This is a genomic window from Radicibacter daui, assembly GCA_030657355.1.
GTDB lineage: Bacteria > Pseudomonadota > Alphaproteobacteria > Radicibacterales > Radicibacteraceae > Radicibacter > Radicibacter daui.
This window is the reverse complement of record CP131056.1, coordinates 3,351,251-3,364,573: the sequence shown is the minus strand read 5'-3', so window position 1 is coordinate 3,364,573 and position 13,323 is coordinate 3,351,251. Positions and strand designations below refer to the sequence as shown.

The 13,323-nt window shown below is 64.8% G+C and carries 14 protein-coding genes; 7 read left to right on the top strand and 7 right to left on the bottom strand.

What is annotated here, in order from left to right; all coding sequences use genetic code 11:
- The first annotated feature begins 31 nt into the window (after window positions 1-31).
- Complete coding sequence (gene uxuA, locus QTL98_RS15780) at window positions 32-1,228, top strand: mannonate dehydratase (protein WP_445679424.1); 1,197 nt, start codon at window positions 32-34, stop codon at window positions 1,226-1,228.
- Between the two features lie 72 nt (window positions 1,229-1,300).
- Here uxuA and QTL98_RS15775 read toward each other — a convergent pair whose 3' ends face one another.
- The gene (locus tag QTL98_RS15775) at window positions 1,301-1,864 is read right to left on the bottom strand and encodes a cysteine hydrolase family protein (protein WP_445679423.1); all 564 of its coding nucleotides are present in this window, start codon (window positions 1,862-1,864) and stop codon (window positions 1,301-1,303) included.
- Window positions 1,865-1,968: 104 nt separating this feature from the next.
- On the opposite strand from QTL98_RS15775, the gene QTL98_RS15770 reads away from it, so the two are divergent.
- The 3 genes from QTL98_RS15770 (at window position 1,969) to QTL98_RS15760 (ending at window position 4,683) form a co-directional block, all read left to right on the top strand.
- Window positions 1,969-2,988 (top strand): GlxA family transcriptional regulator, encoded by a 1,020-nt coding sequence (locus QTL98_RS15770; RefSeq protein WP_445679422.1) that lies wholly within the window; start codon window positions 1,969-1,971, stop codon window positions 2,986-2,988.
- Window positions 2,989-3,062: 74 nt separating this feature from the next.
- Window positions 3,063-3,644, top strand: a complete 582-nt coding sequence (locus QTL98_RS15765; protein ID WP_445679421.1) for a TetR/AcrR family transcriptional regulator — start codon at window positions 3,063-3,065, stop codon at window positions 3,642-3,644.
- A 1-nt stretch (window position 3,645) separates the two neighbouring features.
- Window positions 3,646-4,683 (top strand): SDR family oxidoreductase, encoded by a 1,038-nt coding sequence (locus tag QTL98_RS15760; RefSeq protein ID WP_445679420.1) that lies wholly within the window; start codon window positions 3,646-3,648, stop codon window positions 4,681-4,683.
- Between the two features lie 7 nt (window positions 4,684-4,690).
- Here the strand turns inward: QTL98_RS15760 and QTL98_RS15755 are convergent, their stop codons facing one another.
- The 3 genes from QTL98_RS15755 to QTL98_RS15745 are packed head-to-tail and all read right to left on the bottom strand — an operon-like array spanning window position 4,691 to window position 7,689.
- Window positions 4,691-5,500 (bottom strand): ABC transporter ATP-binding protein, encoded by an 810-nt coding sequence (locus QTL98_RS15755; protein ID WP_445679419.1) that lies wholly within the window; start codon window positions 5,498-5,500, stop codon window positions 4,691-4,693.
- Complete coding sequence (locus QTL98_RS15750; protein ID WP_445679418.1) at window positions 5,494-6,558, bottom strand: FecCD family ABC transporter permease; 1,065 nt, start codon at window positions 6,556-6,558, stop codon at window positions 5,494-5,496. Before QTL98_RS15750 ends, QTL98_RS15755 begins: the two co-directional genes overlap by 7 nt.
- Before the next feature lie 3 nt (window positions 6,559-6,561).
- The gene (locus tag QTL98_RS15745) at window positions 6,562-7,689 is read right to left on the bottom strand and encodes an ABC transporter substrate-binding protein (protein ID WP_445679417.1); all 1,128 of its coding nucleotides are present in this window, start codon (window positions 7,687-7,689) and stop codon (window positions 6,562-6,564) included.
- Window positions 7,690-7,829: 140 nt separating this feature from the next.
- On the opposite strand from QTL98_RS15745, the gene QTL98_RS15740 reads away from it, so the two are divergent.
- Window positions 7,830-8,642 (top strand): class I SAM-dependent methyltransferase, encoded by an 813-nt coding sequence (locus tag QTL98_RS15740; RefSeq protein WP_445679416.1) that lies wholly within the window; start codon window positions 7,830-7,832, stop codon window positions 8,640-8,642.
- Between the two features lie 54 nt (window positions 8,643-8,696).
- Here QTL98_RS15740 and QTL98_RS15735 read toward each other — a convergent pair whose 3' ends face one another.
- Window positions 8,697-9,731: an aldo/keto reductase gene (locus tag QTL98_RS15735; RefSeq protein WP_445679415.1), complete on the bottom strand. Its 1,035-nt coding sequence runs from the start codon at window positions 9,729-9,731 to the stop codon at window positions 8,697-8,699.
- Between the two features lie 121 nt (window positions 9,732-9,852).
- On the opposite strand from QTL98_RS15735, the gene QTL98_RS15730 reads away from it, so the two are divergent.
- Window positions 9,853-10,758 carry a LysR substrate-binding domain-containing protein gene (locus QTL98_RS15730; protein ID WP_445682167.1) on the top strand — a complete coding sequence of 302 codons (906 nt, stop codon included), beginning with the start codon at window positions 9,853-9,855 and terminating at the stop codon, window positions 10,756-10,758.
- A gap of 249 nt (window positions 10,759-11,007) precedes the next feature.
- Here the strand turns inward: QTL98_RS15730 and QTL98_RS15725 are convergent, their stop codons facing one another.
- Both QTL98_RS15725 and carA read right to left on the bottom strand, forming a co-directional pair.
- A complete protein-coding gene (locus QTL98_RS15725) occupies window positions 11,008-11,130 on the bottom strand; it encodes a hypothetical protein (protein WP_445679414.1) in 123 nt (40 codons plus the stop codon).
- Window positions 11,131-11,266: 136 nt separating this feature from the next.
- Complete coding sequence (gene carA / locus QTL98_RS15720; RefSeq protein ID WP_445679413.1) at window positions 11,267-12,427, bottom strand: glutamine-hydrolyzing carbamoyl-phosphate synthase small subunit; 1,161 nt, start codon at window positions 12,425-12,427, stop codon at window positions 11,267-11,269.
- A 326-nt stretch (window positions 12,428-12,753) separates the two neighbouring features.
- On the opposite strand from carA, the gene QTL98_RS15715 reads away from it, so the two are divergent.
- On the top strand, window positions 12,754-13,209 hold the full coding sequence (locus QTL98_RS15715; protein ID WP_445679412.1) for a GatB/YqeY domain-containing protein: 456 nt from the start codon (window positions 12,754-12,756) through the stop codon (window positions 13,207-13,209).
- Window positions 13,210-13,323: the final 114 nt, after the last annotated feature.

The following is a 13,323-nucleotide window of genomic DNA, read 5'->3' as shown; positions in this document are numbered from 1 at the left end:
AAATCAGGACAAAGAAAAGGAGTAGAGCGTCATGGAACAGACCTGGCGCTGGTTCGGCCCGGAAGACAATGTCCGCCTGCCGCAGATCAGACAGACCGGCGCAACCGGCATCGTGACCGCCCTTCACCACATTCCCTATGGCGTGGAATGGAGTGTGGAAGAGATCGAGAAGCGCAAGGCGCTGATCTCGGCCGACGCTTCGCTCGGGCTCAGGTGGAGTGTGGTGGAAAGCCTGCCGATCCATGAGAGCATCAAGATCGGAAAAGGGGATCTTGCCCCGCTGTTCGACACCTACCGGGCCTCGCTGCGCAACCTCGCGAAATGCGGCGTGCGCACGGTTTGCTACAACTTCATGCCGGTGCTGGACTGGACGCGCACGCAGCTGGCCTATGCCCTGCCGGGCGGCGGCACGGCGCTGCGCTTCAACTATCACGAATATGTCGCCTTCGACTGCTTCATGCTGGAGCGGCCGGGCGCCGAAGAGGGCGTCAGCGACGAGGTGATGGCGAAGGCTCGGGCCTGGTACAAGGCCTCGACCGAAGAGAGCCGCAACATACTGCTCGCCAACATCATGGCCGGCCTGCCGGGCGCCTATGACCGCTACGACGTGCCGGGCCTGCGCAAGATGCTGGCGCTCTATGGCGAGATTTCCCGCGAGGAGCTGCGCGAGAATTTTGCGCGTTTCCTGCGCGAGGTGATCCCGACGGCGGAAGAGGTGGGGGTTGCCATGTGCGTGCATCCCGACGATCCGCCCCGCTCGCTGTTCGGCCTGCCGCGCATCGTCTCCTCGGCGGAGGACCTCGACTTTATCGTCAAGGCCGTGCCGTCGCCGGCCAATGGCATCACCTTCTGCACCGGCTCGCTGGGCGCGGGAGCGCATAACAAGGTGGCCGAGATGGCCCGCCAGTTTGCGCCGCACGTCAAGTTTGCCCATCTGCGCAACGTGACCAAGGACCCGGACGGCTCCTTCATGGAAGCGGACCATCTGGGCGGCGACAATGACATGGTGGGCGTGGTGGTTGCCCTGCTGGAAGAGCAGAAGCGCCGCCGCGATGCCGGCAATGACAACTGGCGTATCCCGATGCGCCCGGACCATGGCCACGAACTGCTGGACGATGTGGGCAAGCCCACCCATCCGGGTTACCCCATCATCGGCCGCCTCAAGGGCCTTGCCGAGCTGCGCGGCGTGATGCAGGCGGTCAGCCAGCTCAAGGGTCTGCCGCTTTAAGCGCGGCAGGTCCGGGGCCAGAAAGTAAAAAGGGCCGTCTGGAAACGGGCGGCCCTTTTTGCGTCAAGCTCTTCAGGCGGCAGCCTGAAGCCCGGCCAGATAGTCGCTGGTGTTCACCACGCGGGCATAGGCGAACTGCAACGCGGCCATGAAGACGGCATGGACCTGCGGGCCGGGAACGGTCACGCCAAGGAATTCCTGCGTGCGGGTGGCGCAGGCATCTTCCACCACCGTGACCTCATAGCCGTAATCGGCGGCAGCGCGGGCACCGGCATCGATGCACATATGGCTCATTGAGCCGGCAAGGGTGACGCGGTGGATGCCGTGCTTCTCCAGCAGTTCCTTGAGGTTGGTGCCGCGAAAGGAATTGGCCTTGTGCTTCAGCACGGTGATCTCGCCCGCCCGCGGAGCGACGCTGTCATGTATGCGGGCACCGTCTGTGCCGGGCACGAAGAAGGGTGCGTCGGTGCTTTCGAATTCATGATGCACATGGATGACAAGGTCACCGGCCGCACGGGCGGCAGCCAGAAGCTCGCCGGCGCGGGTGGCTGCTGCTTCCTGGCCCTCCAGTTCCCAGCGGCCGCCGGTGAAATAGTCGTTCTGGATATCGATGAGGATGAGGGCGCGGTCGCTCATGGCAGGGCTCCATCGTGGGGGGCTCGTTGATGCTGGACGGTATAGCCCGCCGGGTGCAGTCTGCCGATTGGCGGAACTGACACAATGAAGGCCAAAATTGACAAATGGCAAAAGCGGCAAACAAAGCGGATCCGGAGCGGCCGGTAACAATCGGCATTCTGGCCTATCCGGGAGCGCAGGCGGCAGCCGTGCACGGGCTTGCCGATCTGTTTGCCGTTGCAAGCCGCCTTGCGCTCGTCCGGGAAACGGAGGCCGGCGAAACGCCCCTTCGGTGCTTCACCGTTACCCTGTGGCGGCTGCCGGAGGGTGAGGGGGCGGAGGCGCCAATTCCGGACGCCGCTTTTCCCGCCGGCTCCCCGTCTGCGCCCGATGTGATCATCCTGCCGCCCAGCCTTGACCGCTCGCAGGCCTATAGTGCCGGGCGGCGGGCGATAACGGATTGGCTGACCGGTTATCACCGCAGCGGCGCGCTGATGTGTTCGGTCTGCGCAGGGGCCTTTCTTCTGGCCGAAGCCGGGCTGCTTGACGGCCGCGCGGCCACCACTCACTGGGCGCTGGCGGATGAGCTGGCGCGGCGCTTCCCTAAGGTGAGCGTCAATGCCGGCAAGCTGCTGGTGGAGGAAGCGGGGCTCATTACCGCCGGCGGGGTGATGGCCTGGACCGATCTTGGCCTGCGGCTCGTCGAGCGCTTCATGGGCCGGGCATTGATGCTGGAGGTGGCGCGGTTTTTCCTGATCGATCCTTCCGGCCGCGAGCAGAGTTTCTATTCCAGCTTCCGCCCGGCCTATGAGCATGGCGACGAGCCGGTGCTGAAGGTACAGCGCTGGCTGGAAGCGCGCCGGGGCGAGAAGCTGGATATCGCCGGCATGGCGGCTGAAGCCGGGCTTGGCGAGCGCACCTTCCTGCGCCGTTTCAGCCGGGCAACGGGCCTTACCCCCACGGATTATCTGCAACGCCTGCGCATCGAGCGGGCGCGGGGCCTCCTGGAAGCAACCGCCCGTCCGGTGGAGCAGGTGGCCTTTGCCTGCGGCTACGAGGATGCCGGGGCCTTCCGCAAACTCTTCCAGCGGCTGGTTGGGCTCACTCCGGGGGACTATCGTCAGCGTTTCCAGCCCCGCCTGTGATCCGGTGCACTTCAGTCGGGAAAGGCTGGCCACACGAACTTGACTAAAATGATCAATATGGTCAAGTTCGTATCATGAGCATCTCCCATCCCCTGCCGGATACCCGGCGCGACGCTATCCTGCGGGCCGTGATCCCGGTCTTCGGGCATTACGGGTTTCGCAAGGCTTCGGTTGATGATCTTGCTGCCGCGGCGGGCCTTTCCAAGCAAGGGCTCTATCTGCATTTCTCCGGCAAGGACCAGATCTTCTCCGAAGCGTTGAGGCTCTATCTTGAGGACGGGCTGGAGCTGACGCGGCAGGTGCTGGCATTGCCGGGCGAGGGGCTGGAGGCGCGGCTTGTGGCGGCTCTCGATGCCTGGTTCGGCCGGCATCTGGTGACCTTCTCCAATGCCTTTATCGATGTGATCGATGCCGGGGACCGCATCTCTCCGCAATCGACGGAATTCTACCGGCAGCGCTTCACCGCCCTGCTGGAAGCGGCCCTTGCTCAGGCGCCGGAAATTGCGGCCAGCGGCAATGTCTGCACGCCGGCCGAACTGGCGGAGGTGTTGTTTACCGTAGGGCTTACCTGGAAAGAAAGGCCACGCGAGCGCGAGCTTTTCCGCCGCTCCATGGCGCTGTGCGTACGCGCTATCTGCCAACTGAAAGTCTCTTGAAATGGCAACCGTGCTGGTTACCGGCGGGTCGGGGTTTCTCGCCGGCCACATCATCCTGCAATTGCTTGCCGAGGGGCACAGCGTGCGCGCCAGCCTGCGCAGCCTTGCCCGCGAGGGCGAGGTACGCGCCACTCTGGTCGCAGCCGGCGTCGCCGCCGACGCCCCGCTCGGTTTCTTCGCGGCCGACCTGATGCAGGATGACGGCTGGGCCGGCGCCATGGCCGGCTGCGATTATGTGCTGCATGTCGCCTCCCCCTTTCCCGCCGGGGTGCCGGCCCATGAGGATGAGCTGATCCTCCCGGCGCGGGAGGGCACGCTCCGGGTGCTGCGGTTTGCAGTGGCCGCCGGTGTGCGGCGGGTGGTGATGACCTCGTCCTTCGCGGCTGTGGGGTACGGGCAGGCGCCGCGCCGCGATGCCTTTACCGAAGCCGACTGGACGGACCCGTCAGCCCCCGGCCTCAGCGCCTATGTGAAATCCAAGGCGATTGCCGAGCGTGCAGCATGGGATTTCATGGCGCGGGAAGGAGCGGGCACCGAGTTTTCGGTGGTCAATCCGGTCGGCATCTTCGGGCCAGTGCTGGGCAGCGATCTTTCCGCTTCCACGCTCATCATCCGCACCATGCTGGCGGGCGGCATGCCGCGCACCCCGCGGCTCTATTTCGGCGTTATCGATGTGCGCGATGCGGCAGCGCTGCATCTGGCGACGATGACCCGGCCGGAGGCGAAGGGCGAGCGCTTTCTGGCCGTTTCCGGCAACTGTCTTTCCCTGCAGCAGGTGGCGGATGCCCTGCACCGGGCGCTTGGCCCCGCCGCCAGCCGCGCACCGGAGCGTCAGGTGCCGGACTGGCTGCTGAAAATCATGGCCTGGTGGGACCCGAAGGCCCGCCGGGTGCTCCCGGACCTCGGCAAGGTGCGCAACTCCTCCTCCGCCAAGGCGCAGCGCCTGCTCGGCTGGGTACCGCGCCCGGCTGAAGAGGCCATTGCCGAAACCGGGCGCAGCCTGCTGGCATTGGGGTTGGTGCCCGAAGTCAGGTCGTAGCGCCGGGCTAGACCGGGGCGGGGACCTTCTGCGCAGGCTGGGCCGGCTGCGCCGCAGGGGCTTCAAGGCACGGGCTGTCGACGATGACCAGCGGCCGGCCTTTCGAGCAGCGCTCGATGCGGGCATTCACCTTGTAGATGTCGCGCAGCATGGCCTCGTTGATGACCTCCGCGCTGGCGCCGCTGACGGCCATCTGGCCATTGGCGATGACGATGGCATTGGCGCAGTAGCGCAGCGCGTGGTTGAGGTCGTGCAGGGCGATCAGCACGATCATGCCGGTACGTTCGGCAAGGCTGGCAACGAAGCCCAGCACCTCGATCTGGCGATGCAGGTCGAGCGCGCTGGTCGGCTCGTCCATCAGCAGCACCTCGGGCCGGCGTACCAGCGCCTGCGCGAGGGAGACAAGCTGGCGCTGCCCGCCGGAGAGTTCGCCAAGGCCGCGAAAGGCCAGATCCTCGATGCGCAGGGCCTTCAGGGTCTCGTCGATCTCGACCAGTTCGCCGTCATGCACCTTCCAGCTGCTGCCCTGCTTGGCGGCGAGCAGCACGGATTCATAGACGGTAAGCACGGCATTGGCGCCGGTATCCTGCGGCATGTAGCAGATGGCGCGCTCGCCGCGCGCGCTGTCCGACAGCTCGACGAGGCCGGGGCCCTTGATCAGGCCGGCGATGCGCTTGAAGAGGGTGGATTTGCCGGCGGCGTTGGGGCCGATGACGGCGGTAAGGCTGCCGGCCTTGAGAACATCGATCCCGACATCGGCCAGCACGATATGGCGGCCATAAGCAGCGCCGATGCCATCGAGTGCGAGGGCTACCATGCACGCCTCCGGTTGCTGAAGATGAGGGCGAAGAAGAAGGGTACGCCCACGAGCGCGGTGATCACGCCGATGGGCAGGATGGCGCCGGGGATCAGCACCTTGCTGACGACGGAGGTGACGGAGAGCAGAAGCGCCCCGCAGATAACCGAGCAGGGCAGGAAAAAGCGCTGGTCCTCGCCCACGCACATGCGGGCGATGTGCGGGCCGACAAGGCCGACGAAACCGATGGTGCCGACAAAGGACACCGGTATGGCGGCCAGCAGGCTGATGAGGAGCAGCGTCTTGAGGCGCAAGGCACGCACATTGACGCCCATGCTCTCGGCCTTCTCGTCGCCCAGGCGCAGGGCGGTAAGCGCCCAGGCATCCTTCATGAACAGCGGCAGGGTAAGGACGAGGATGAGCGCCGTGATCGCCACCTTGTCCCAGGTTGCCTTGGTGAGGCTGCCCATGGTCCAGAACACGACGGCGGCCAGCGCCTGCTCCGAGGCCAGATATTCCAGCAGCGAGAGCGCGGCATTGAAGGTGAAGACCAGCGCGATGCCCAGCAGCACGATGGTCTGCACGCTGACCCCGCGCAGGGTGGAGGCAAAATAGATGAAGAGCGAGGCCGCAACCGCCATCAGGAAGGCGTTGACCGGCACCGCATACTGGACAGCCCCGGGAAACAGCGCGACGCCCGCCACCAGCGCCAGCGCGGCGCCGAAACTGGCCGCCGCCGAGATGCCGAGGGTAAAGGGGCTTGCCAGCGGGTTGGCGAGGATGGTCTGCATCTGGGCGCCTGCCGTGGAGAGCGAGGCGCCGACCGTTACCGCGATCAGCGCGATGGGCAGACGGATATCCCAGATGACCACCCGCAGCTGGTCACTTACCGCCGCCGGATCGGTGAGGGCGGAGATCACCTGCGCCAGCGTGTAGCGCGCCGGCCCGAGGGCAAGGTCGACACATACACTGAGGACGAGCGCGACCGTGAGGCCGGCCAGCACGAGGATACGGCGCAGGGCAAGTGCGCGGTATCGTATCCGCCCCGCCAGTGCCGGCTCCAGGACCACGCTCGCCATCGTTTACTCGCCCTTCAGCGAGACGAAATAACCCGGCTTGTAGGGCAGCGGCAGGAAACGTTCATGCAGTTCCTTGAGCGTTGCTTCCGGATCCAGATCGGCAAAGAGGTCCGGATGCAGCCATTTGGCGATCTGCTGGATGGCCACGAACTGGTAGGGGTTGTTGTAGAACTGGTGCCAGATGGCGTGGACATTGCCGTCCTTGACCGCCTTGATGCCGGTGAAGGCCGGGCGATGCGTCAGCCCTTCCAGCTTGCGGCGCGCCTCGGGGAGATCGGCGCCATAACCGACGCCCACCCATTTGCCATGCGGCACATAGGCTTCCCACTTGCCGCCGGTGATGATGACCTGGTCGGGGTTGGAGGCGATGATCTGCTCGGGGTTAACCGTGCCGAAGGTGCCGGGGATGATCCCCCTGGCCATATTGGTGCCGCCGGCAATCTCGACCATGCGGCCGAAATTCTCGTTGCCGAAGGACATGCAGCAATCATCCGAATAGCCACCCGCACGTTCCATGAAGACGACGGGCCTCGGCGGATTGGCTTTGGCGAGCGTGTCGGTCACGCGGGCAATGGCATCGGCGCGGAACTTGATGAATTCCTCGGCCAGCGCCTCCTTGCCCACCAGCTTGCCGATAAGGCGCATGCTGGGCTCGGTGTTCTCCATCGGCTTTTCACGGAAATCGACATAGACGAGCGGAATGCCGACCTTGCCGAGCTTCTCGATGTAACCGGCCTCTTCCGTCGCTGTCTTGGCATCCACATTCATCAGGATGACGTCGGGCTTCAGCGCCACTGCCTGCTCGATGTCGAAGGTGCCATCCTTCATGCCGCCGAAGGTCGGCAGCTTTGCGATCTGCGGGTATTTTTCCAGATAGGCGGCGTAGCTCTCCGGGTCTGCCTTGGGCAGATCATCCCGCCAGCCGACCACGCGGTGGAAGGGGGCGTCCTTGTCCAGCACGGCAAGGAAGTAAATCTGCCGGCCTTCACCCAGGATCATGCGCTCGGCGGGGGCGTTCACCTCCACGGTGCGGCCGGTGACATCGGTCACCGAAATCTTTTCGGCCAGCGCGGGGAACGCGGCCCCGAAAATGCCGATTGCCAGAAGGGCGGCCTTGCCTATATTGCGCATGAAAATTACTCGCAGTTGCAGCTTGCTCTGGCGATAAGTTTTTGGCCCCGGCAAGTCAAGATTCATTTTGCAAATGGATCGCAGTGGGCCGCCGAGTAATGATAAAAACCGGGCGGGTGCCGCCGAAAAAGAGAACGGTGATGACGGACGATCTGGCCGGTTACGGCAGCAATTACGATCTGCGCGACGAGATAAAGGCCTACTGGTCCCAGCGTGCCGAAACGTTCGACCAGTCACCGGGCCACGAGATTTTTTCAGACGATGAAAGGCGGGCCTGGCAGGCGCTGATCCTGCGCCATCTGGGCCCCGGCGCCGGGCGGCGGGCGCTTGATCTGGCCAGCGGCACCGGCGTGATCTCCCATCTGATGGACGATCTGGGCTATCAGGTGACCGGGCTCGACTGGTCGGAAGCGATGCTGGAGCGCGCCCGGGCCAAGGCGAAGGAGCGCAGCCGCTCCATCCGCTTTTTCCTCGGCGATGCGGAAGTGACGCGCGAGCCGGAGGCTTCCTATGACGTCATCATCACCCGCCATCTGGTCTGGACGCTGGTCGATCCGAAAGCCTGTTTTGCCGAATGGCTGCGGGTGCTGAAACCGGGCGGCCGGCTGCTGATCGTCGATGGCGACTTCGTCACTATCGGCTTTGGGGAAAGGCTGGTGAAGAAGCTGGCTGCGGCGGCGGAAAGGTTCGGGCTCGTCAAGCCCGAGCCGGTGCCGCATCCCCCCACCGCCATGGCCGAGACGCACCAGAGCATTCTCTCACGGGTCTATTTCTCGGCCGGCGCGCGGCAGGAGGCGGTGGTGGCGATGCTGCAGGAAGCGGGCTTCCGCACCCGCCTTGTCGACAGCAACCTGCGCCGCATCCATAGGGCGCAGCGGCGTAATTTCAGCTTCTTCAAGGGCCTTACGCGGGGACTGCAGCACCGTTACGCCATCTCGGTGGAGAAACCCTGAAACGTGGCAACGGCCCCGGCAGCAAGGCCGGGGCTGCGACGGGACGAAGGGGCGTTACACCATCGGCGGATTGAGGCGAGCAAAAGCCTCCTGCCGCTGGTAGGGAAAGTGCGGATAGGGCGCGGCAACGGCGCTTGCGGCATTCAGCCGGCCAATCTGGTCCGCCGTCAGCGCCCAGCCCACGGCACCCAGATTCTGGCGCAGCTGCGCTTCATTGCGCGCACCGATGATGACGGAAGAGACGGTTGGCCGCTGCGTAAGCCAGTTGAGCGCGATCTGCGGAATCGTCTTGCCGGTCTCCCCGGCAATCTCCTCCAGCACATCCACGACACGGAACAGCAACTCGTCATCGACGGGCGGGCCGAAGCTGGCGGTCTCATGCAGGCGGCTTCCTTCTGGCAGCGGGCTGCCACGCCGGATTTTGCCGGTCAGCCTGCCCCAGCCAAGCGGGCTCCACACCAGTGCGCCCAGCCCCTGATCGGCACCGAGCGGCATCAGGTCCCACTCATAGTCGCGGCCGATCAGCGAATAATAGACCTGGTTGGCGACATAACGCGGAAGCCCATGTTTTTCCGCTACAGCCAGCGACTTCATGATCTGCCAGCCGGCAAAGTTGGAGACGCCGACATAACGCAGCTTGCCGGCACGGATGAGCGTATCGAGCGTGGAGAGTACTTCTTCTACCGGCGTGCCGGCATCGAAGGCGTGCAGTTGCAAAAGATCGATATAATCGGTGCCGAGCCGCTTGAGCGCAGCCTCGACGGCGCGGACAAGGCGCAGGCGGGACGAGCCGGCATCGTTGGGGCCATCGCCCGTCGGCAGGCTGGTCTTGGTGGAGATCAGCACGCCGTCGCGGCGGCCCTTGATGGCGGCGCCCAGCACCTCTTCCGAGGCGCCGTTTGAATAGACATCGGCGGTATCGAACAGGGTAACGCCGGCCTCGAGGCAGATGTCGACAAGGCGGCGCGCCTCGGTGGCATCGGTTGCGCCCCAGGCACCGAAGAGCGGGCCGGAGCCGCCGAAGGTGCCGGCCCCGAAACTGAGAACCGGCACCTTGAGGCCGGATCTTCCAAGCGGGCGATAGTCCATCACGTCTCATCCTTGCTGAGGCCGGATGCCGGGGCATCGGGCTGATGGAGGAGAGATAGGTATGGGGCTTTCTGTGATATAGAGTGCCATCAGGCACATGATTTATGAGTTCAAGGACCAGATGGCGCGTTTTGACATCAACCGGTCCGGCGAGATGGAAGTCTTCGTCCAGGTAGTGGAGCAGGGCGGGTTTTCCGCCGCTGCCCGACTGTGCCGGATGACCCCGTCCGCCGTCAGCAAGCTCATCGCCCGGCTGGAGCTGCGGCTTGGCACGCGGCTTCTCAGCCGCTCCACCCGGCGGCTGGAGCTGACGCCGGAGGGCTGCGCCTTTTATGAGCGCGCCGTGCGCATTCTGGCGGATATCGCGGAGGCCGAAAATTCAGCCGGAGCGGGGGAACGGCCGGCCGGACGGGTGCGCCTCAATACCAGCGCCTCCTATGCCTCCCATGTTCTGGCGCCGGTCCTGCCGGACTTTCTGGCGCAGTATCCGCAGATCACCCTCGATATCGTGCAGACCGATCTGGTGATCGATCTGCTGGCCGAGCGTACCGATGTGGCGGTGCGGGCCGGCCCGCTCAAAAGCTCCACCCTCATCGCCCGCAAGCTGGGCGACACAGCCATGGTGATCGTCGGCTCCCCGGCCTATCTCGACCATGCAGGGGTGCCGCAGACGGTCGAGGATCTCGCTAGTCACAACTGCCTCGTGCCGGGTTATGTGCGGGCCATTGACGGGTGGCCCCTGAAAGTAGCCGGGGAGGTAGTGACCCTCTCCTCGGCCGGCCGGGTGTTGGCCAGTGACGGCGAGGCGCTGCGCCGGCTGGCGCTGGGCGGCAGCGGGCTCGTCCGGCTCGCCGCCTTTACCGTTGCCGCCGACATCGCTGCCGGCCGGCTGGTGCCGGTGCTGGAAGCGCTCAACCCCGGCGACCGCGAGAGCTTCAGCGCCGTTTATGCCGGGCAGGGCGGCCCGTTGCCCTCCCGCGTGCGGGCCGTGCTCGACTTTCTGGCCGAGCGGGGGCGGATCCCCTGAGTCAGGCTATCTGGTCGAGGTATATTAACGACGCACAAAAGTGAGTGGCTGAGTACAGTCCGGACTTTGGGCCTGTTCGGCCATAGCCGTCAGTAATGCCTTTTTGCTCTCAAGGCGCGGACGGTTACGCAATGCCTCGGGGCCTGATTCCAGGCGTCGAAGGGCTTCCGGATTATTCGCCATAACGGCGATCCGTTCCGCTTTCCACTCTGAGAATTTTATAGCCGGTCGCATCGTTTGATCTCTTGCCTAGGCGGTGTAGAACTCGACGGCGCTGTCGCCTACGAGAACAACAGCCGGCGTCATATCCTTCAACGCCAGCGCCAGATCGCTGAGCGCCAGCTCCATCTGTTCCAGCGGTAGCTTCGGCATTTGCGCCCTTGTTCAGCCGTCTATCCGCAAGCCTATCTGTGTTCACCGGGCAAATAAACGGCCATACAAAAGAACCCCGGAATGCAAGGATTCCGGGGTTCCTGAAATTGCCGAGAACGGAATGTCAGCGAGCAGCCTAGCTCGCCGCCTTCTCCATCAGCCCGGCGAAGCGCTCGAACAGATAGTGGCTGTCCTGCGGGCCGGGGGAGGCTTCGGGGTGGTACTGCACCGAGAACACCGGCTTGCCGTCAACGGCGATGCCTTCCAGCGTGCCGTCGAAGAGCGAGCTGTGGGTGCGCTTGACGCCTTCGGGCAGGCTCTCGTCCAGCACCATGAAGCCATGGTTCTGGCTGGTGATCTCCACCTTGCCGGTGGTGAGGTCCTGCACCGGGTGGTTACCGCCGCGATGGCCCTGATGCATCTTGCCGGTCTTGCCGCCTAGGGCGAGCGCCAGCAGCTGGTGGCCAAGGCAGATGCCGAAGAGCGGCTTGCCGGTATCCAGCAGCGCCTTGATGGTCGGCACGGCATATTCGCCGGTCGCGGCGGGGTCGCCCGGGCCGTTGGACAGGAAGATGCCGTCCGGCTCGTGGCGCAGGATTTCCTCCGCGCTTGCCGTGGCGGGCACCACCGTCACGTCGCAGCCGACAGAGGCGAGGCAGCGCAGGATGTTGCGCTTGGCACCGTAATCGACAGCCACGACCTTGAAACGCGGGTTCTCGAGCTTGCCGTAACCGTCCTTGAGGCTCCAGCGCGTCTCGTTCCAGTGGTAGGTCTGGCGGCAGCTGACTTCCTTGGCGAGATCCATGCCGTCAAGGCCGGGCCATGCCTTGGCCTTAGCCACCAGGGCCGGAATGTCGAACTTGCCGTCCGGCGCATGGGCGATGACGCCGGTGGGCGCGCCGGCGGCGCGCACCAGGCGGGTGAGGCGGCGGGTATCGACACCGGAGATACCGATAAGCCCGATGCGCTTCAGCCACTCGTCCAGATGCTTCTCGGCGCGCCAGTTGGAAGGATCGGTCACATCCGCGCGCAGCACGAGGCCGCGGCTGGCGGGCGTCACCGTCTCCATATCGTCAAGATTGGTGCCTACATTGCCGATATGCGGGAAGGTGAAGGTGATGATCTGCCCGGCATAGCTGGGGTCGGTCAGGATTTCCTGATAGCCGGTGAGCGAGGTGTTGAAGCAGACCTCGCCGACGGCCGATCCCTCGGCGCCGATGCCTCGGCCCCACAGCACGGTCCCATCGGCGAGGACGAGAGCGGCGGTGGCGCCTTCGGGCGCGGCGGTGGCTGACATGATCGCGAGGTCCTTCAACTTGTCGCCAGACGGGGCGGCCGCTGGCAGCGTGACGGCGTTTGCCTGATGGCAGGCGCGGGCAAACCTATCACGGGCTGGCCCCGTGAACGGTCTGTTAAGTGCTTACAGGCATGATGCGCCGTTTGCATAAGCAATCGCGGGGTCGCAGTCAAGCCCCTAGAGAAAATGAAAATCGTGCAAAATCAATGACTTGCGCGATTTCCGCTTTTGGTGGCGGTCTCTGGAGGCTTGCTATAGAGTCCGCGCCTTTCGGGGCTGGCGCCGGTTGCGCCGAGCCCGGATCAGTCTCAGGAGCCAAAAAACCCATGTTGCGTGAAACCCTTAGCGAAGCGATGAAGGATGCGATGCGCGCCAAGGACCAGGTGACGCTGCGCACCGTGCGTCTCATCATGGCCGCCATCAAGGATCGCGATATCGCTGCACGCGGCAACGGCAAGCCGGAGGGGCTCGATGATGGCGAGATCCAGTCGCTGCTGGTGACCATGATCAAGCAGCGCCGCGACTCGATCACCCAGTACGAGGCCGGTGGCCGCCCGGAGCTGGCAGCCGGTGAGGCCGAGGAAATTACCGTTATCGAGCGGTTCCTGCCGCGCCAGCTGGATGATGCCGAGATTGCGGCGGCCATTGACGAGGCGATCAAGGCCAGCGAAGCCACCTGTATCAAGGATATGGGCCGCTGCATGGCCGAACTGAAAGCCCGTTTTGCCGGCCAGATGGACTTTACCAAGGCCAGCGCCATCGTTCGCCAGAAGCTGGGCTGAGCCGGCGCCGGTTACGGCCGCCGATTCTCTGCCTGCTATGTGATCGGGCGTCCTTCCGGCAGGAAGGGCGCCCGTTTGCCTCTCTGGCGACAGGCAGGCTTTTCCTGCTCCCGG